A 21,160-nucleotide genomic window follows, 5' to 3' on the forward strand; every position below is an offset into this window, starting at 1 on the left:
CTTACACCTTCTTTATAATGAACCAGCTTAAAATTGTATTGATTCCAAAAAAAACAATCATCGGCAACCAAACCCATTTGAATTTAACGTTTTTTCTGATTAATTTCCATTTATTTGCTTTCTTTTCGATTTTTTTAATGGTATTTTTCTTATTATTTACAAGTTTGGCCTGGACAATTATTCTTTTATTCGTTGCTGTCGGCTGATCACAAGTAATCAGTGTCAGCATTGCTTTGTTTTGCGTTTTTAATACATTTAAATCTGTTTCATTAATTTCTTTTTTTTCGAAAACTTGATAAGTATAATTTTTACCTAAATATCGCAGCCGAATCTCAGCATTTTTTTTAATGTTATTCAATCGACCGAATAAAATATCACCAACACCTAAATGGTGACCCAGCAAAACCAAATTTTCTTTTGCTGGGTTGCGGGCCGGATACATGGACCCTGCTCCATAAATCATTTGCGTCTGATCTAATCCTGCAAAAATAGGTGTAGTTAACTGCAATGAATCAATCTGCAGACTACCAATTGAAGAAAAGTCCGGCTGATTCACTGCAGCTAAAGTTTCTTTAAAACTAATTGCATCTACTGGTTCAAAAGGGATTTTAGCAACTTTAGTTAGCTGCGTCACCTCTTTAAACTGAGCCGTCGTAGCTTCATATACAATAAAACTTTTTTTAAACAGCGGAAAAAACAACATAAAAGTACCTACATATAACAACAACAGGATAATTATTTTATATAAATTATTCGACTTTTTCTGCTTCTTCGTCATTCTTTTTTTTCCTTCTCCGAATCACCCAAATAAGGATAATTACAAGTAACAGCAATAAAATACCAATTAAAATATAAAGCCATGTGTAATCTTTCTTGATGGAGACATCTTTAGCATTCAATTTTTTAGCAGTTTCAGCTTTGATAGTAAAGTCCTTTTCAAGAATCCATTGATTACTGTAGTGAACTTCTTTTTTATCTTCGCCAGTTCTAACAAATTGGCCTTCTGCTAGTTGATTGCCATTCACAATCATTTTTAAATGATAAGTACCAGCTTTTAGTGATTTTCCATTTAAAGGTACCGGAAAATCAAAATTAGTATTTGGGGCAATTTGTAGGTTTTCTGCGCTTTTTTTATATAAAACTTTTGATTTACCTTTTTCAGTTATTTGGGCATCAATCGCTACTTGATTAATATAGGTTGCCTGATCATTTTGAACATTAGCCAAGATAACATTTCTGGCATTGACTTGACTTGCTTTTACTGTATGTAATTTTAAGTTAGGAGCTACTTCATTCGTATTTTCTCTTAACAATAAAGCTACTACATAAGAATATTCGTTTTGAATAGCCAGCCCTTTATCATTACTGCTATCGGCTGTTTTATTATCCTTTTTAATTTCTTTAAAGGTGATACCACCCGCCATGACCCCATCAAAATTTTCACTCGGCATTGTCACATCAATCGGTACGTCTAAAGTACTTTTGGCTGGAATATCTATGGTATTGGGCATTTTTGCATAGTCAGCCAGATTATATTTTAAACTTTTATCAGCTTTAAGTTTGTTTGGGCCATATTCAACCACTACGTTTGAGTTAGTTGTCGCACTTTTGATAGTGGCCTCCACTTTGACTGGATTGTCCGTATCATTTACTAGGTGTACACTTAATTGTTGCGTTTGTCCTGGATCTAGTTGCAAATCATAATATGTTTTTGATTTATCTATTTGATTTTCAGGAATTTGTGGTTCAACTGCAAAACCGAATTCATTCGCATACGATTTCACAGTATTTAACATCAATACCGAAACAAATAAAAATAGAGTCAACAATATATTTTTCTTTTTCATGAATTTGTCCTTCCTTACAGCAAAGGGACGTGGGAAATAAATTAAAAATTTAATTCCTACGTCCACCTATATTCAAAATAATTAGTTCATTGACACTTTTAATTTCCTGGTGTGTCTAAAAGTGCCCATTTTAATGTTGTATTATACTTTTCTGCATATTTGGTTGTTGATCCTGGAACTTTCAATTGAACACTTTCTGCTCCAGTAGTCGCATCCGTTCCCCAATCTAATAAATAAGTTCCAGCACCTTCGTTTAATTTAGCTGACATCATTGTTGAAGCAGCTCCAGGTGTCAAACTCACTTTTGTAGTCCCAGTTGGTTTAGCTGATTTTGAAGCACTCACAACATTTCCGTTATTAAGTGTAATTACTGCACCTTCTAAAACATGACTGTTACTTGAAGTAAATTGAGCGTCTTGAGTAACGTTCAAGCTCCAACCAGTTTCAGTTCCACGATTATCAGAAACTTGAACATAGTTCGGACCTTCTTTAACTGTAGTAGAAGTTTTCCCATCACTGTCTATTTCATAATATTTTTGGGCTTGAGCGTTATAAGTTTTGTCTTGAGAAGTAATTTTTTGTGTACCAAAATCAAAACTTGAAGCAAAATCAATAGACAAAGGTCCATTTGTACCTGGTTTAGGACCAGTTGGATCAGTTGGATCTGTCGGTTGCACAGGATTTGTTGGGTTCGTTGGATCTACTGGATTTGTTGGATCCGTCCCAGGTTGAAATGTGATTGTTCCTTTAGAATCATAATTTCCACCATCTGCTGCGAAAGTGCTAATCGGTGCCACTACAACTGCACCTAAAGCCATAGATGCTAATAATAATTTTGCTGTTCTTTTCATTTTTAAAATCTCCTTTATTATGGATTATTTCCAGGAACATTTTCTAAACTCCATGTTAATGTTCCTTGATAATCACCTATTAATTGTTTTTCTACCGGTACAGTCAAATGCAAACCATAAGAAGCATCCCACTGTTGGGTAATATCAATTACATCATTTGATTGAGCTGATCTTTCTTCGACCGGTATATTTTGATCGGTTATTTGAACGGTCCCTTGACTGTTCGTGTAGTTAAATAATCCACTTAAATCATTGCTACCATCGGCTAATTTATCTGACTCTCTTAAAGTTAATCGCCACGGTTGTTTGTCCACACCGCGAGTATCTTTAACTTTTAATGCACCTGTAACAGTTGGTGTATAAGTTTTAACCGTATTACTTACTTTTTGGGCACCAAAATCAACTTTAGAAGGTACCTCGTTTAAAGATAATGTACCTAAAATGCTGATATTTACATCTTTGGTTGCACTTTGACCTGAATTACTAAAAGTATAATTAGCAATGACGGTTTTTGCATCACTGGCGCCTTTCACTTCGTCAAAAGTTGCTTGAGGAAGGCTAGGCACCTGACTGCTACGTCCATCAGCAAAAATTACACTAGCTTTAGTTAATTGGTTCAGTGCCTCAAGATTAGCCAAATTATTCGCATCCACTAGTTTTAACTGAATGTCTTGAGCAACAATTGCAAAAGAGCCATCTGGAGCAATCGAACTATCATCTTTTACCACAGTCAATTGCACATCCTGTGTAGCTTGGTTGACTGTTGAAGTACCAGTTGAAAAACGAATATCATGCACACGACTCAATTGATCTTGTGCAAGAGGCTGCTTGATCAATGCCAGAAGTTGATCATCCAAATTACTTTGTAAATTAGGGCGCCCACTAGCTGTCATTAATTTAACAACATCCTCTTTTGTTTGAATTGCAGCTGCTTGTTTCTCTGTGATAATTGCATTTTTAGCAGTCACTTCAGCCTTATTTGAGTAATTTATATTGATTGTGTAACTATATTCACCATCGGCTGATGTCCAAGTAACAGGATCACTATTTTTTTGTTCAGTAAAAATTTGACTACTGCTACCAACTTTTGTAGAAACAACTTCGCCACTATACAGCCAAGAAAACGAACTCTTATCTGGTGAAAAAGTTAACGTCGGCAATATTTTATTTACTGCTGGAACTACCAATCTTCCTTTAGTTACAGGTGTGTTTGCCACCTCAGAACCCCAAACTTGTAAAATAGGTTTATTATCAGCTGTTACTTGTGCAACATTGTGCTCAATAAATCCTTTTCCCTCAGCAATTGGCGTATTCACTTGATAGTCATACACTGCTCCAGGAAGCATCAATCCATAACCTTCTTGAGAATTTGTAATGTCATTATCACCAATAAAAGTTTTACCAGTTGTTTTTTCAATACCTTTGAAATTCAATGGAGAAATTTTTTCAGCATTTTTTCCCGTCGGATTAATTGTTAATACTTGATAGGAACTTTGTTTACCAAACCAGCTACCTGTTTGAGTAGTCATCGTGTTGGTGGTTGAATTCTTAATCCATGTAAGTCGTGCATTAGTAGGATCACTAAAGTTAATATCGCTAATATTAACTTTCCCTTTACCTTCAGGTGACTCCAAAGAATTTTCTCCGTTAATGGATAATTTCCCCGCTGAAATGAAGGCTGTATTTGTCAAAATTCCTAAACCAGACCCATCATGTAAAGTAATATCACCAAAGTTGTTATACGTAGTACTATGACTTGCCACAGTTGCATTGGCACCATTTTTTATATTTCCAGTAGTCGCAGTTAAAATGGTTTTATTATCAATATCCAAACTAGTAAAATTAATTAAACCTACACCGCTTATCAAAATAGGCGTTGTTTGAAATTCACTCGTATCAGAAACTTGTTGACCAATTTGAAAATTTGAATGAATATTTTTGGCTGCGCTGTTGCTAGCGACTAAGTTGGTGATGTTATCAGTTTGATTCCCACCTGAAATACCACTGATTGATTTTATTCTTTGGATTTTGACATTCACGTTGCGTAATAACGCATCGCTAGCAACATTACTATATTGTGTTGCGTATAAAGTTCCAATTGTTGAATCAGGGGCATCAATATTGATATTCACATCAGACATTTGGCTATCGCTGGCTGTATTTCCACCATCACCAAAAATTGTTGCACCTTTCAATACATCGCCTGAATCTTTATTAGCATAGATATTTAAGTTAACCTTACTGCCAGTTTTTCCTAACTTAATATAATTATTAATAGCACTGGCGTGACGACCAGCAGTAATTTCGACTTTAGGTGGTGGAACAAAAGTTTTTCCATTGACTGTTCGCAAATCTAAAGTCAGCGTGGCATCACCAGTAATTGTCCCCTGATTAGATGGACCTGCTGAGAAAGCTTTATCGCTGGTATGACTTGGGCTTCCCGAAAAATCGCCGCCTAAAATCGATACTGAAACATTGCCATCAATCACATGGTTGGCAACGCCAGAATAGCCATAAGTACCCCCAACTGTCCCATTATGGATACCACTGACAAATTCAACAGAAGCATCACCATACTGCTTCCAGTCACCCCAGCCACCACCAGAGGTAAACCAGTCGACTTGTCCATAATTAATTTGCGTATGGGAAGAACCGTAAGTTCTCTGTGCGATATAGCCAGTTCCTTCGGTAGTATCGGCAATTCCGGCATTCATCACATATTCTGAAGCATAGTTACTACTATTTGTTGGTGCATCGACTACACCAGAAAAGTTTCCACCGTATGTCCAACGTGCAACTACATTATTCATTGTTACTTTTGTATGACCGTAGATGTAGATAGACCAGCTATCTCCAGGAGTTCCACCACCACCGACTACATCATAGCCAGTAAAATAGCTTCTTGTATTTTTTGTTTTGTCATATGACAAATTATTTAAGTTATAGGCTGCCGTATAGTTTGAATAAACCAAACCATCTCCTCCAACACTTTTATCAGCAGTGAGTGTTCCTAAAGTAACAGAAGTGTCTCCTTCAATATATCCACCATAACCGGCTGCTCTAGTATAACTAGGATCAGTGTCTAAACTGACGCAACCGCCTAGAACATTCAAGTCAATATTCCCGTATACTTTGAAGTCAGCAGCAGATTCTGCCTTTGCTTTACGTTGTTCCTTAGTTAAACTATCAAAATTATCATTTGCACTATTAATAACTGCATTTGAAGTTCCAAGCTTAGCTGCACTTAATGTAGTAATATTTCGACTACCGCCACCGTAAACGCCTGCCAGAGCACCTTTATCTCTTTGGCCAGCGCGAACTGTATTTTTAATTGACCCAGTAATCGTTCCTTTTACATTATTTCCACCAGAAAACGGTGTGACACCTGCTGAATATTTACTGAAATCAATATTATTGGTTATCGCAACTTTTTGTCGATCAGATCCAATATTTCCTTCACGAGAACCACCGATAAAACCTGGATAGGTAGTTAGCCCCCCAGTATTACTACCATCAATAGCACCATAACCAGCAATCGTCGTTGTGATTGTTCCGTTAATATTTCCATACTGAACGCCGCCGTAGATAACATTACTGTTTAGCTTAAATTTAGTATTTTGATCTTGGACATCCATGTTAGTCACAACATTTCCTGTTACATTGGCTGTTGCTGAAGCAGTATTTCCGACTCCACCACCATAATAGCTGTCAGTAATTTCTCCACCTAAATTATTAATTGTCACAGCCGTATTTCCGTTAATTGTGCCGACTTTTGCACCACCGGCTAGATTTCGTAGATTACCACTAGAATTATTAAAATTTAAAGTTGTGCTTCCATTTAATGTACCACCAGAATCATTACCACCATAAAAATCCCAATAACCACTACCAGTACTATTCACCGTTATAATTGGATTTCCTGTTACATCACCGTTATCAGTTCCACCGAAGATGCTGCTTGTACTTGTTCCGTAAGAGCCACCATTTAAATTCAAATTGTAACCATTCATATAGTATCTACTACCGCTATAGCGAATGTTTCGCAAAATAATATTATTTCCAAAAAAACTATCAGCTGGTAGTGACAAAGTTTTTGCGCCAGTAGGTGAAGTTGTATCATTTGAGATAGGATCATTGCTGACTCCTGTAATTGTTAGTTGGTTCACCTTACCAGTTAATGCTGTAAAAGTAACATTTGCTGCACTGACAGCTGTGGGTACAGCTTTTGCCATCGTAGCTGCTCCTAATGTCACATTGCTACCAAAATACATGACAAAGTCGTTATTATGACCATTGGTATACAAATCAAACAATCCTTGCTTTACACCATTCTCATTAGCATCATACTCATGATAAGGATTACCATCACCTGTTGGACTAGGCACCACAATCACTTTGCTTTGGTTAGCAGAGGCAATAATATCTTTAATTGATTGATTGACTGCCAAGCTTTGTCTAGTCATTTGCGCTTTTTCTTTAAATTGTGCCACTACTTGAATATTTTGGTCAATTTCCATTTGTTTTAACTGTTCATTACTATATAACTTGTCCCCGATTTTCCAACCTTCAAAATCATCTTGCACACTTTCTTCAAAAATCGGAATTTGAGAATCCGTTAACAAATCTCCCTGATTCAATTTTATACTTGCTTGAAAAGACTGATTAGAAAACAAATGGGCTGTATCAGTTTCAAATATGACCGTATATATCTGTGGATCGGCCATTGTTGAATAATCATCAGATTGGCTAGCTTGTTCAATCGGATCAGTGCTTTGAGTTGGCAAAGAGTCCGCTTGGTTGACTGTTTCTGAACTCTCAGAAGGAAACACTTCACTAGAGGTTGAAGTAGTTGAATCTTGAGTTGTAGCAGCCAAAACGGGCGCACTTGAAAGAAAGAAATTCATTACAAAAATAATTACCAATATTTTACGCCACAACATCATTCACCTCTTTTCTGTTAGTTTGCCGGTGTATCAGATAAAGTCCAAATAAGATTGGTCTGGTACTTGACGGCATCTTTAGGCGTTATACCTGGTACACTGAGAGAAACAGCTTTTGTAATGTTTACTGCCTCTTTTTGATTATTTTCATTTGATACAGTTGTTTTTTCAACTTTCCCCCAATAATCTACCCAGGTTCCACTACCACTCTCAACTTTCGCTGACATTACCATTGATTCGGAACCACTAGGATTCAAAGTAATTTTAGCTGCTGCAACCGGTGCTTTACTTTTTGCAACTGATGCAACATGTGACTCTTCAATAGTGATTTGCGCACCGGTCAATATTTTATTTAGAGTTGGTGAAGTAGCCGTTAATTGATTGGTCTGCTTAACCGTTAATTGCCATCCCGCATTATTTCCGCGGTTGTCAGTTACTTGAACATAATTAGCCGTATCTGAATGTCCGTCACTATAACGCTGCGCATTGGCATAATAAATTTGATCTTGATTGGAAATTTTATTTTTTCCAAAATCAAACGAAGAAGCATAATCAATCGATAGTGGTCCAGCTGTTCCTTCATTGGGTTTTCCACCAGGATTCGTCGGATCAATTGGTTGAACCGGCTTATTCGGATCAGGATTTTCTGGATCGACTGGATTCGTTGGATCAGAATTAGGTACAAATTCAACCACACCTTTAGCAGTGTTTGCTGTGCTTTCTGCACCATAAGTAGTCGATGTTAAACTAAAAAAACTCATGACTCCTATTACAAAAGTGAAAAGCCAGCTACTTTTTCTCATCTTAATCACCTTTTATGGGTTAGTTGGGGTACTTTGAAGTGTCCAAGTAATCGTAGTTTTGTATTCTTTGGCTAATTTAACAGTTGAACCTGGTACTGCTAAAGTGACCGCATCGGCTGCATTCGTATTAGTATCTCCAAAACGATAAACCCAAGTACCTGCCCCTTGACCTTTAGCTGCGGTAATACCAGGTAATTGAGAACCATCTGGTTTTAACGTCACATCCGTAGCTACGGTTCCAGGTGTGTACTTTTTATCAACATTTGAAGCTACGGAAGCTTTTGATAATTTTAGAACTGCTCCAGTTAGTTCATCTCCATCAGTTGTTTTAAATTGAGCATTTTGTTTTGCAGTTAAATTCCAACCAGCTAAAGTTCCAGTTTGATCTGTAACTTGAACATACAAAGGTTTTTCGGAACCATCTTTCATTTGGTCCAGTTTGGCATTGTAAGTTTTATCAATACTGGTAATTTCTTGCGTATCAAAATTGATTTTTGATGCATAATCAATTGATAAGGCACCACCAGTACCAGGTTGTGGAGGATCTACAGGATCAACTGGATTAGTTGGGTCAGGATTAGTTGGATCAACAGGAGGGATAACAGCGCTCCCCGCCTTATAATTGATTGTCCCATCGGTCGTATAATCCGCTGCAAAAGCTTGACTTGTATTTATTCCAATCCCTAATAAAATTGCTGTTGATAAAAATAATGTTGTCTTTTTCATATGTTTTCTCCCTTTTCCCTTTTATAAATGAATAAACTTAAACTAAATAATAAAAACACCATACCAATTAACTGCAACATAAAAAAATTATTGTCTCCAGTTTTTGGAATAATGGCAGCGCCATTTGCAGAGTAACTGGGTGTTTGTCCGTTGTTCGAGACATAAGCCAATTGATGGTCATCAAGTGATTTATTTATTTGATTTTGATTAGTACTTTGATCTGTTGAAGAACTGGGATAACTGTACTCACCATAAAAAGTAGCCACTCCATGTGTTTCATCACTACTCCTCGTTTCTTGAGCATAGTTTGGTTTTCCACTCGTTAACAACAAACCTGTAAATAACAAAATTATCGAAAAAATACACCGCTTTTTTCTCGTAATTTCCCCCTCCTTAAATAAGAATACATATAAACATAACTCTGCTAACGATATAATATCGTTATCAACAAACCATTTCTATTACTAATTTTTGATTTGAAAGAAAAAAAGTAATAATGAACTAGCCAGAACTACAGTTTTCACTTTTTCTAAAAATAACATTATTTTAAATTAACTTGCCTTCTGTTCTTTCTATTAAAATTATTTTTTTATTTATAATTAACGCTGGTAAAATTGCTGCATTAAGCAAAAAAAGATTCGAGAAACTAAAAATTAGTTTCTCGAATCCTGAAAATTATTTTTTTATTTCATCAGTTATCTACTTTTTCCGGCTTAATAATATCCTTAAAGTTAAAGAACATATTCAATAAAATTGCCGCTAAGGCACCAGATAAGATACCACTACCTAAAATCATTTGGACCATTTCGGGGAAGTTTGCGTAAAAACTTGGATAAACTTCTGGTAACATACCAATTCCAACAGCAATCCCGATAATTAACATATTTTGATTGCCATTAAAATCAACTTGTTTTAATAAGTTTACTGCGCTACCAATAATAATACCGAAAATAGCAAATCCTAATCCACCTAAAACTGGTTTTGGAATCGCCGAAATCAACGCTGAGAATTTTGGTACTAAACCAATTAGCAGTAACATTCCCCCAGCAATTGCGGTAGTAAAACGACTTGTTACTTTAGATAAATCCAATACCCCAACATTTTGAACAAAGGCCGTTGGTTGTACACCATTAAACAAACCAGAAGCAAAAGTATTAATCCCTAAAGTTTTTAATGTACGACCGAACTGTTTATGAGTCATTTCTTTATTGGCAATATCGTGAATCCCCATCGATGTTCCAGATACCTCTACCATCCCAAGAATCATAACGATTAGGAAGGCTAGAGTTGTTTGCAATTCCACTCTTGGCACACCGTAATGGAAAGGTAAAATCAAACCAAACCATGGTGCTGAACTAACACTTGAAAAATCCACCATTCCCATAAATCCTGCGGCAATTGTTCCCACCAATAAAGCAATGAGCAAAGTTAAATTTCCTAAGATACCTTTTAAATATTTTGAGATAATTACGTGGAATAAGAACACACCGAAGGCTAAGCCTAAAACTCTTGGTTCCATTGCTGCACCGGGATTATAGGCATTATCTGCCATCATCCAGTGGAAAGTATTTGGTAATAAAGCTGTCCCTAATACCATCAGGTTAGTCCCAACAACAATCGGTGGGAAAAAGCGTTGTAGTTTTGCCCAGAAACCAGAAATCAAGAAACAGAATAATCCGGCAACCATCGTAGATCCAGCGACAACTTGGAAACCTTGGCTAATCGTTGGCGCATTTGACAAAGCACTACTTACTACGGTAATAACTGCGAAGTTGGCACCCATAATCATCGGAATTTTAGGACTTGTCCGAGGAATAACACCAACAGCCGCTAGAATTGAAGAAATTCCGGCGGTAAAAATAATTGCACTAACAAAATAACGTGATTGCTCTGGGCTCAACCCAACATTTGATCCAATAATTAATGGAACCGGAATCGCTGCTAACACAGCGATTACGGTATGTTGGAACCCCAATGGTATGCTTTTACTTAACGGAAGTTTTTCATCGACATCAGAAATTACGCTGGCTTGAATTTCAGGAATTTCTTCTTGCTTTAACTCATGTTCAGGCTTCTCTGCTGCAACATCTGACTTTACATTCTCATCTACTTTCGAAATATTATCATTTTCCATTTGAGATTTCCTCCTACTTGGCTTAACTAATTGGCAAGTTTTGCGGCAGCTCTTTTGGCAGCAGTATTTTCAACTGCATCAACAATTTTAGAATAACCAGTACAACGACACATGTTTCCAGAAAGTGCTCGTTTAATTTCTTGTCTTGTTGGTTCATCTACTTCCCCCAAATAATTTGAAGCCGACATTACCATCCCTGGAATACAAAATCCACATTGGACTGCTCCAGCTTCGACAAAATCTTCTTGTACATCAGATAATGTCCCATCAATCTGTGCTTCGCCTTCAATTGTTTTAATATTTTTACCATCCGCCCAAACAGCCATTGCTAAACATGAATCTAGCGTAACATTATCGACAACTACCGTGCAAGCACCACATTCACCTACACCACAGCCTTCTTTTGTTCCAATCAAGGAGAAATCTTCTCGTAGCATTTCCAATAAACTTTTTCTTACATCAACAAACAACGTGACTTCTTCACCATTTAAAGTAAATGAAATTTCTTTATTCATAATTATTCCCCTTTCAACGCTTCAACAATATTGCGAGCAGGTAAAATAGTGATTAAGAAATCACGGTACTCTTTAGAAGCCCGCCAAGAATTTCTCGTTTTGGCATCTAACAGACATTTTTCTCCAATTTCCTTTAATACCTCATCGGTAATTTCTTTTCCTTTAGCATATTCTTCAGCTTGGCGCATTCTAATTGGTGTTGGTCCAGCAACACCAAAGCAAATGCGAACATCTTCGATTACACCAGCATCATGCTTAATGATGGTTGCACAGCTTAAATTCGCAATATCTAAAGCTTTTCGTTGAGCAAATTTTGTATAGCCACCTAAATAGCCAGCATAATCTTCTTTTTTAATTTTGATTTTTACTAAGATTTCACCAGGATTTAAATCCACCCAGCCAGCACCTTTATAAAAATCATGAATTGACACATTTTTCACGCCATCAAGGGAATGGATTTCCAAAATGGCATTATGGCAAAATAGCGTCGGTGCACTATCAGCCGAGGTCGCACCATTACAGACATTCCCACCAATCGTTCCCGCATTTCTAGTTTGCGGACCTCCGACAGTTGAACAAGCATAGCTTAAGAGCGGTGCGCATTTTTGTACGATTGGATTTTTTTCAATTTGAGTAAAAGAATTTAAGGCACCGATTACTAAAGTTTCCTCTTCATCTAAATAAACACCTTGCATTTCTTCAATTCGAGTAACGCCAATCAACTGTGTATTAACAAAATCTTCTTTACGCTCACGAGATTTTACTAAAACGTCTGTGCCGCCAGCGATAATTCGCGCGTTAGGATCTTGTTTAGTTATTTCAAAAACATCTTGCAAATTAGTTGCTTCATGGTATCCAGTGATGTCATACATTTCGCTTTCCCCTCTTTTCTATTTAGCGTCTGCTTGATTTTTGACTGTAATGACATTGTTTTCTTTCATATGTTCAAATACTCTTTGTGTCGACAATGGAATGTCATTGATTGCAACATTTGTCGCATTCTTAACGGCATTTCGAATCGCTTGTGCTGGTGAGTTCATTGGGTTTTCCCCCAAAGCTTTATTGCCAAACGGTGCCAATGGATCCATTTCTTCTACAAATTCAAAGTCTAATTCTGGTAAATCCATCGTAGTCGGAATTTTATAATCCAATAAATTATTGTTCAGTGGTTTGCCTTTTTCGTTGTAGCGCAGTCCTTCACTTAAACCATAAGCAATTCCCATCGCCATACCGCCTTCAACTTGCCCACCAGCTAATTTTGGATTAATAATTTTTCCGGAATCATGGACATTCATAACACTTAATAAATCAACTTTACCAGTTTCTACGTCGACTTCTACTTCCGCGAAGGTACAACCAGAAGCATATGCATTATGATGAATATTTACAGCAGACTCTGCAACGATTGATTGACCATGCTGCATGTCATAAAACGATGCTAATGCTAAGTCAGCTAAGCTAGTAACTACTTCACCGTCATAAGCATAAATAATTTGTGAATCAACAATATCTAAATATTCTGGACGAACATCATAAATGTCTGAAGCTCTTTCAACAATTTTTTGTTTCATTTCTTCTGCCGCTTCACGAACAGCAAATCCCGTAATATAACTTTGACGAGAAGCATAAGCGCCTGTATCAAAAGGATCTACATCCGTATCGGTCATGAAGTCACGAATTACATGATTTGTTGGTACGCCCAAAATTTCGGCTGCCATTTGAGAAAAGGCTGTATCGGCACCTTGACCAATTTCTGTTGCACCTAGCATTAGTTTAAAACGTCCATCTTGAATTAAGATTAGGCGGGCACCTGAAACTTCTAACCCAAAAGGATAAGTTCCTGAGCCGTAAGAGAAGCTACCAACACCAACACCACGACGTTTTGAACCAGATTTATAATTCAAACTATCTTTTAATTTTCGATCCCATTCAAATGCTTCCCGGCCTTTTTTCAAACATTCTTCAATCAAGAAATTTTTCTGTTTGATTTTACTGATGGTATTTTTGAAATTATCTGGCTGAGCATTCATCATTCTAAATTCAATCGGATCCATTCCGATTTTTTCTGCCGCATCATCAATTATTGATTCTAATGCGTACATAACTTGTGGAATTCCATATCCACGCATTGCACCAGCAGTGGCAATATTTGTATAAACTGTTTTTGCTGCATATCTTAAAGCATCTGATTTATATAAAGCATGGATAAAGGTCCCACCTTTACCACCAATTGAATGTCCGTGAGAGGCATACCCCCCTTGATTTGAATAAACATCAAAATCTATCGCAGTAATATGACCATCTTTATTTACCCCGATTTGCACATCATAATCAATCGCATGGCGTGTTCTAGTAAAGGCCAAAGATTCTTCTCGAGTAATCGCTAATTGAACGGGACGTCCGCCACAAGCCATCGTCATCGCTACTGCTAATGGTTCAATCGTAACGTCTTGTTTATTCCCAAAACCGCCTCCGATGAATGGTTTTTTCACTCGGAATTGTGACCAGGGCATGCCCATTGCTTCACCAATAATTCGGCGACAAATATGAGGGATTTGCGTGGAACTAATACAAGTCCAACGTTGATCTTCACTCTGATAAGCAATCGCCACTTGGTTCTCCATATGAACGTGTTGCTGAACACCTGTACTAAAATGTTCCTTTAAGACATAATCAGCTTTAGCTAACTCTTCTTCTACATCGCCAAAACCAACTTTTGTGTTAGCGATTACATTATCGCGTTCTTTATGGATCCGCATTGCGCCTTCTGCCATTGACTCTTTTGGTGATAGATAAACTGGATACTCTTCATAAGTGACTTTAATTTTTTCAGCTGCTTGAACCGCCTGTAATTCTGTTTTCGCAACCACCGCTGCTATTTCTTCACCATACACACGAACATCTCTAGTTAAAATTAAACGGTCAGCAACATCACGCTTTTCTGGAATCATATTGTAAGGATGTCCAGCAGTAGCGAATTGATTTTGCGGCATATCCTCAGGTAAAAGAATTTTCACCACACCAGGCATTTTTTCTGCTTCAGAAATATCAAATTCCAGCACTCGGCCGTGGGCAATTGTTGAACGAACAATTTTTCCATGCAACATATTTTGAACTGGAAAATCAGCTGTAAACATTGCTGTTCCTTTGACTTTGGAAATCGCATCCCAACGTGTCTCAGATTGCCCAATCGCACCTTTTTTCTCCATTATCGTTTCCTCCATTCTCAATCACAATATTTTGAATTTCAAAAAAAAAATTTTTAGGGACGAAGTTAAAAATAATAGGTACATTTGCAACTGTACCTGATAAAAATAATATTTTTTCTACAAATAAATTTTATCATGGCTTTTCTTTAAAAACAATTGATTTTAGAATGGTGATAGATAACGATTTATTTTCAACAATTATTAATTATTAAAAATAAATCAATTAAAAAAACTGAATTAACAGGGATTCTGATGTTATTTTTTCTAATTCATTTGTTAAACCGACTAATTAAATTACGGATCATATTTTAAAACGACCGCTTTAAAAACGCTTTCAATAACCATTTTTTTATTTTTAGAAATCTTATTTCGCAATGACAAAATGTTACTTACTAATTTTTTATTTAGTTATTGAAAAATTTTTATAGTTATTAGAGAATTATTCTCAAATAAAAAAAATTGCATTATAGCTATCTTTTTCAGCTATAACGCAATTAAATTTTTATTTATCTCGGGTATCAAAAAGAATCGTGACTGGTCCATCGTTGATTAAAGAAACTGCCATATCCGCCCCGAATTTTCCCGTTTCAACAGTTAAGTCTGCATTACGAAGTCCTTCATTAAAGTATTCGTATAAAGGAATCGCCGTCTCAGGACGAGCTGCTTTGACAAAGCTTGGTCTTTTTCCTTTTTTTGTATCCGCATGTAAGGTGAATTGTGAAATACTTAAGATACTACCACCAACATCTTTCAATCCCAAGTTCATTTTACCTTCGTCATCTTCAAATACTCTTAAAGTTGAAATTTTTCGGACTAAATAATCGGCATCCTCTTTCGTATCTTCTTGATGAACACCTAGTAAAATCATAAAGCCTTTACCAATTTTTCCAACTGTTTCACCGTCAATCGCTACTTCAGCTTGACTGACTCGTTGAATAACTGCCCGCATCTCTTTCCTCCTCATTCATTTTTCATGACAAGATTTAGCCATTTGTTCGCTTCACACTATATACATCGGGAATAGTTTTAATTTTATCCACGATATTATATAAGTGAGTCACGTTTTGAATTTTGAAAGTTAATTTGATCATGGCTAATTTATCTTTGGTTGGTTTGGCTTCTACGCTGACTAATTTTTTCGTTAAGCCGGAAACAATATTTAAGACATCATTTAGCAAGCCTTCTCGATTAAAGCCGTAAATCTCTAGATCAGCATTATATTCTTGTACCGTATTAGAAGTATCTTCCCATTCCACTTCAATTAACCGTTCCTGAACATCTTTTTGGTTCGTGATGTTCGGGCAGTCGGTACGATGAATCGATATTCCTCGACCTTTGGTAATGTAGCCAACAATTTGATCACCAGGAACTGGATTACAACAGTGGCTAATCCGAATCAATAGATTTTCAATCCCTTGAATGACGATGCCGCCTTCATGGCGCACCTTGATTCGTTCTGGTTCTTTTTTCGGTGGATTATTTACAATTTCATCTACAGTTTCTCGTTGTTTTTGTTTCTGTTGTTCACGGCGTTCCTTTTCCGTCAGACGATTGGTAAAGGTTAGTGGACTAATTTCACCAAAACCGACTGCTGCATACAAATCATCTTCACTATGGAAATTGAACTTATCCAAAGCTACAGCCATTTTTTCTTTCGTTAACATTTCTTTACTATTGAAACCTAACTCTGCGATACATTTTAAAACGGCATCATGACCTTTAATAATATTTTCTTCGCGGTCTTGGGTTTTAAAGAATCGTTTGATTTTATTTCTGGCTTTACTAGTTTTCACCATGCTTAACCAGTCACGACTTGGACCAAAGGAATTTGGTGAAGTCATGATTTCAATAATATCGCCGTTTTTCAATTTGTAATCCAATTGCACCATCTTGCCATTTACTTTAGCACCAGTTGTTTTATTCCCAACATCGGTATGAATACTAAACGCAAAGTCCAGTGGTCCTGAACCTTTTGGTAATTCAGTTACATCACCTTTTGGTGTGAAGACATAAACTTTATCAGCAAAAATATCGCCTTTAACGCCTTCCATAAATTCAGAAGCATCATAACTTTCGTCCTGTAGTTCAATAATTTCTCTGAACCAATCCAATTGACGATTGTCGTTATTTTCTTCTTGCTTATCAGTTTTTCCTTCTTTATAAGCCCAGTGCGCCGCTACCCCGAACTCAGCAATTTGATGCATTTCATGGGTTCTAATTTGCACTTCGACTGGATTGCCACTCGGTCCGATAATCGTTGTATGCAAAGATTGATACATATTAGCTTTTGGCATCGCAATATAGTCTTTAAAACGACCTGGCATTGGTTTCCATTGGGTATGAATCGCACCAAGTACAGCGTAACAATCTTTGATGGAATCAACTATTACTCGAATCGCTAACAAGTCATAAATTTCTTCAAACTGTTTCTTTTGATCTCGCATTTTCCGATAGATTGAATAAATATGTTTGGGGCGACCATAAATATCGCCTTCAATACCTAATTCTTTGGTAGCTTTTTTTATTTCTTCAACAGCTTCATCGACATACGAAACTCGTTCTTCCCGCTTTGATTGCATCAAATGAACAATCCGATAATATTGTTTCGGATTTAAATAGCGTAAAGAAGTATCTTCCAGTTCCCATTTAATCCGGCTCATCCCTAAACGATCTGCCAATGGAGCATAAATTTCCAATGTTTCCCGGGCAATTCGGCGTTGCTTATCATCTCGTAAAAATTTCAAAGTCCGCATATTATGTAAACGGTCAGCCAGTTTTACCATGATTACACGCAAGTCTTGTGCCATCGCTAATAACATTTTGCGGTGATTTTCAGCTAATTGCTCTTCATGAGATTTATATTTAATTTTCCCTAGTTTTGTCACGCCATCAACTAATAAGGCTACGTCTGCACCAAATTCATTTTTCAAATCTTCTAAGGTGACTTCGGTATCTTCGACTACATCATGTAAAAATCCGGTCGCAACTGTATGGGGATCCATATGTAAATCCGCTAAAATTCCCGCCACTTGAATCGGATGAATAATGTAGGGTTCTCCTGATTGTCTGACTTGTTCTTTATGGGCTTCAAAGGCAAAGTTATAGGCTTTTTCAACAAACGCCACATGTTCTTTACCCATGTATTCAGCAACCAAATTGATGACATCTGGTCCAGTTAATTCTATATCTTTTGCCATGAGACGTCCTCCTCTAATTTATGCACACATTTCTTCCTTTACTGAAAATAATTGTTCCCATTATACAAAGTACTTCCAGCTTTTTCAATGGGCAGTACTTGAGCTTAATTCATAATAAAAACTTGCCACACTCAACAAATACAAAGGAGCCGTCTCAGTTCTTAAAATTCTTGGTCCTAAACCAGCTAACTTAGCACCTGCTAGTTGATAATTTTCAATTTCTTTAGGTGTCAATCCGCCTTCTGGTCCAAAAATGACTAATAATTTTTGCCCGGCTGTTAGTTGCTGAAAAGTTTGAACTAATTGTGCTTGTTCTCCTTGTTTAGCTGACTCTTCATAAGCAATCAAAACGGCATCAAAATCTGAAAAGTGATTGACTAGTTCCTTAGGCGAAATACTTTCCAATCTTGGTAAATGCTGGCGATGAGATTGTTCAGCTGCTTCTTGAATAATCTTGTTTAAGCGAGCAACCTTTTTCCCTTGCTTTTTTTGGTCCCATTTCACTACTGAGGTTTCAGCTGGAAATACGAAAAAATTGAAAGCTCCTAATTCAGTCGCTTTTTGGGCAATCAATTCTAATTTTTCTCCTTTAGGAAAGCCAGAAGCGATTGTAATGTGGATCGGTAATTCCCGCTGGAACGTTTCTTTTTCAATTTCCGTCACAATTACCGATTCTTCAGTGATATCTGTAATTTCGGCCTTGATCGCCATTTCGTCAGCAAATACCACAAAAATTTCTTGTCCATTTTTCATTCGCATGACTCGTACAATGTGATGGTAATTTTCATCAGTTAAATGAACAGTTGGTTGATAATTTTCGTCAATAAAATAGCGTTGCATTATTCTGCCTCAGGTTTCTTTAGAATGATCGCAAACCAATCTTTTTGTTGGAAAATACGATCAACGACAAAGCCAACTTCTGCTAATTCCGCTAGAATCATCAATTTTTTGTCTTCAATGATACCAGAAATAATAAACGTCCCATCATCTTTTAGTAAACGCCACGCATCCTGTAACATTAATTTGATAATATCCGCTAAAATATTAGCTACAATAATATCAGCTCTTTTATCAATTCCTTTAAGCAAATCGTTAGCAGCAACGTGAACATTTTCCATCTGGGCATTCAGATCAATATTTTCTTGCGCACTACGAACAGCCACCTCATCTAAATCATAAGCAAAAATTTCCTTCGCCCCGTAAAGAGAACTGGCAATACTTAATACACCTGAACCCGTTCCAACATCTAAAACTGTTTCTCCGCCACGGATGACGGTTTCTAGTGCCTGTAAAGTTAAATTAGTCGTAGGATGCGTTCCAGTACCAAAAGCCATCCCGGGATCTAGCGTGATAATTTTTTCATCAGCAAAAGCCGGTGTATATTTTTCCCAACTTGGAACAATCGTCAAATAACGGGTCACTCTAACCGGATGATAATACTTTTTCCAAGCGGTTGCCCACTGGCTTTCTTCTACTTCACTAACCACCACAATATTTTCACCGATTGCTAAACCGTATTCCGGTAATTTTGTAATGCGGTCCTTAATCGTAGGCAAGATTTCTGGTAAAAAAATTGTTTCAGGGAAATACGCTGCCACAATCGCGCCTTCAGCCAAAGTAGTAAAAGTTTCCTTATCCAAAATTTCACCAAAAGGATCTTTTTGATAATTTTCAATATCTAATACATCTTCAATTGCCACCCCTGCTGCACCAGCTTCCATTAAAATGTTAGAAACTGCTTCTACAGCCTCGCTGGCAGTTGTAACTTTTACTTCATTCCATTTCATTCGATTTTACTCCTTCTAACGTTCACTCACTACTGTTTTAATAACTTGGGTAAGGGATATATGAATTTGCATCCCCTTTAATATAAGATTGATATTTTTCAGTATTCCATGTTAATTCAAATACTTCCGCATCACTTGTTAAAAAGTCTAATAGGTCACTTTGACCATCATCTAAAACCTCTTTTAAATAATCCACAATCCCTCTTAATTGATTTTCCGGTAGCCCTTTTTTCCCTTCATAAGGAATAGTAGCTAAATAATCTTCGGCATCAAATTGTGATTTTTTAGGATCGTATAATAAGATTCCATCTTCAAATTCAATGATTTCATCACTGGCGACCCCGTCAACATCACTAATTTCAATTTGTTCTTTATTTTCAGCGTATAGTCTAAAAATAATTTCAATCGTATGATTTTTCGTATCCCAATCTAAAGCAATTTCGTAATCAGGGATTGTCTTATTTAAATAATTGTCCAAATAAGTTGTCATTGTCATTTTTGCCATAATATTTACCTCCAACCGTGATCCGGTCTAATTTGATTTTTCTTTTGTTTACTAATGTAAGGATTGCCGGCAACTACATAGCGGAGTGGGGCCTCGGTCCAAATGCCTTTATTGGGAATCCCAATTCGTGGCAAACGTTCAATTTTTTTAGGAATGCGACTTTTTTCTGCAACTAAATGTAATGAACTGGAAAAAATCGACTGACCGTACAAATCCTTGGTAATACCTAAAGCAGCAACTAATTTACCAGGACCATCAGTTAAAGCCGAACCCGTTTTGCCACCGCGATTGATCTGCATTTGTTCAATCCCTTTTATGGGTTCAATTCCGCGTATCATTACCCCTTGAGGGAAACCCTCTTTTTGCGTTACCAAATTTAAAATTAAATGGGTATGCATTGTATACAAATAAATAGTACCCGCTTTTTGATACATAGCTGCCAGTCGTGGCGTATTACGCATAGAAAAACTGTGGGCTGCCTCATCTTCTGGTCCTAGATAGGCTTCACAATCAACAATATAGCCAGCTATTTTTCCATTAGGCGTATCGTGTTCCAAATACATACCTAAAAGTGATGCTGCAATTTCGGTTGTTTTTTCTTGAGCAAATATTTTTTTTATTTCTTCCATCTTTTTCACCATCTTTA

At 36.8% G+C, this 21,160-nt stretch carries 17 protein-coding genes; all 17 read right to left on the reverse strand.

The genetic code is table 11. From position 1 onward, the window contains the following. Nucleotide 1 precedes the first annotated feature (1 nt). Nucleotides 2-778, reverse strand: a complete 777-nt coding sequence (locus tag ACVWNY_RS10260; RefSeq protein WP_218326227.1) for a class A sortase — start codon at nt 776-778, stop codon at nt 2-4. Further along, complete coding sequence (locus ACVWNY_RS10265; RefSeq protein ID WP_218326228.1) at nt 750-1,847, reverse strand: WxLIP family cell surface protein; 1,098 nt, start codon at nt 1,845-1,847, stop codon at nt 750-752. The genes ACVWNY_RS10260 and ACVWNY_RS10265 overlap by 29 nt, the downstream gene beginning before the upstream one ends. Nucleotides 1,848-1,945: 98 nt before the next feature. Then, a complete protein-coding gene (locus ACVWNY_RS10270; RefSeq protein WP_218326229.1) occupies nt 1,946-2,698 on the reverse strand; it encodes a WxL domain-containing protein in 753 nt (250 codons plus the stop codon). 17 nt (nt 2,699-2,715) lie between these two features. After that, nucleotides 2,716-7,638 (reverse strand): beta strand repeat-containing protein, encoded by a 4,923-nt coding sequence (locus tag ACVWNY_RS10275; protein ID WP_454071326.1) that lies wholly within the window; start codon nt 7,636-7,638, stop codon nt 2,716-2,718. A 17-nt stretch (nt 7,639-7,655) separates the two neighbouring features. After that, nucleotides 7,656-8,399 carry a WxL domain-containing protein gene (locus ACVWNY_RS10280; protein ID WP_425514612.1) on the reverse strand — a complete coding sequence of 248 codons (744 nt, stop codon included), beginning with the start codon at nt 8,397-8,399 and terminating at the stop codon, nt 7,656-7,658. 54 nt (nt 8,400-8,453) lie between these two features. Further along, a complete protein-coding gene (locus ACVWNY_RS10285) occupies nt 8,454-9,167 on the reverse strand; it encodes a WxL domain-containing protein (protein ID WP_218326232.1) in 714 nt (237 codons plus the stop codon). Further along, nucleotides 9,164-9,604: an LPXTG cell wall anchor domain-containing protein gene (locus ACVWNY_RS10290; RefSeq protein WP_484840039.1), complete on the reverse strand. Its 441-nt coding sequence runs from the start codon at nt 9,602-9,604 to the stop codon at nt 9,164-9,166. Before ACVWNY_RS10290 ends, ACVWNY_RS10285 begins: the two co-directional genes overlap by 4 nt. 254 nt (nt 9,605-9,858) lie before the next feature. Beyond that, nucleotides 9,859-11,301 carry a uracil-xanthine permease family protein gene (locus ACVWNY_RS10295; RefSeq protein ID WP_218326235.1) on the reverse strand — a complete coding sequence of 481 codons (1,443 nt, stop codon included), beginning with the start codon at nt 11,299-11,301 and terminating at the stop codon, nt 9,859-9,861. A 26-nt stretch (nt 11,302-11,327) separates the two neighbouring features. After that, nucleotides 11,328-11,816 (reverse strand): xanthine dehydrogenase subunit XdhC, encoded by a 489-nt coding sequence (gene xdhC, locus ACVWNY_RS10300; RefSeq protein ID WP_218326236.1) that lies wholly within the window; start codon nt 11,814-11,816, stop codon nt 11,328-11,330. Between the two features lie 2 nt (nt 11,817-11,818). Continuing rightward, the gene (xdhB, locus tag ACVWNY_RS10305) at nt 11,819-12,688 is read right to left on the reverse strand and encodes a xanthine dehydrogenase subunit XdhB (RefSeq protein WP_218326238.1); all 870 of its coding nucleotides are present in this window, start codon (nt 12,686-12,688) and stop codon (nt 11,819-11,821) included. Between the two features lie 18 nt (nt 12,689-12,706). Beyond that, complete coding sequence (gene xdhA, locus ACVWNY_RS10310) at nt 12,707-15,025, reverse strand: xanthine dehydrogenase subunit XdhA (RefSeq protein ID WP_218326240.1); 2,319 nt, start codon at nt 15,023-15,025, stop codon at nt 12,707-12,709. Nucleotides 15,026-15,527: 502 nt separating this feature from the next. Continuing rightward, the gene (gene dtd, locus ACVWNY_RS10315) at nt 15,528-15,974 is read right to left on the reverse strand and encodes a D-aminoacyl-tRNA deacylase (RefSeq protein ID WP_218326242.1); all 447 of its coding nucleotides are present in this window, start codon (nt 15,972-15,974) and stop codon (nt 15,528-15,530) included. A gap of 34 nt (nt 15,975-16,008) precedes the next feature. Next, nucleotides 16,009-18,222 carry a RelA/SpoT family protein gene (locus tag ACVWNY_RS10320; RefSeq protein ID WP_218326244.1) on the reverse strand — a complete coding sequence of 738 codons (2,214 nt, stop codon included), beginning with the start codon at nt 18,220-18,222 and terminating at the stop codon, nt 16,009-16,011. 84 nt (nt 18,223-18,306) lie between these two features. Then, nucleotides 18,307-19,062: a 16S rRNA (uracil(1498)-N(3))-methyltransferase gene (locus tag ACVWNY_RS10325; RefSeq protein WP_218326246.1), complete on the reverse strand. Its 756-nt coding sequence runs from the start codon at nt 19,060-19,062 to the stop codon at nt 18,307-18,309. Then, nucleotides 19,062-20,009 (reverse strand): 50S ribosomal protein L11 methyltransferase, encoded by a 948-nt coding sequence (gene prmA / locus ACVWNY_RS10330; protein WP_218326247.1) that lies wholly within the window; start codon nt 20,007-20,009, stop codon nt 19,062-19,064. Before prmA ends, ACVWNY_RS10325 begins: the two co-directional genes overlap by 1 nt. 37 nt (nt 20,010-20,046) lie before the next feature. Beyond that, nucleotides 20,047-20,514 (reverse strand): DUF3013 family protein, encoded by a 468-nt coding sequence (locus ACVWNY_RS10335; protein ID WP_218326249.1) that lies wholly within the window; start codon nt 20,512-20,514, stop codon nt 20,047-20,049. 5 nt (nt 20,515-20,519) lie between these two features. After that, nucleotides 20,520-21,155: a DNA-3-methyladenine glycosylase gene (locus ACVWNY_RS10340; protein WP_218326250.1), complete on the reverse strand. Its 636-nt coding sequence runs from the start codon at nt 21,153-21,155 to the stop codon at nt 20,520-20,522. Nucleotides 21,156-21,160: the final 5 nt, after the last annotated feature.

Source organism: Enterococcus sp. JNUCC 77 (genome assembly GCF_054819945.1).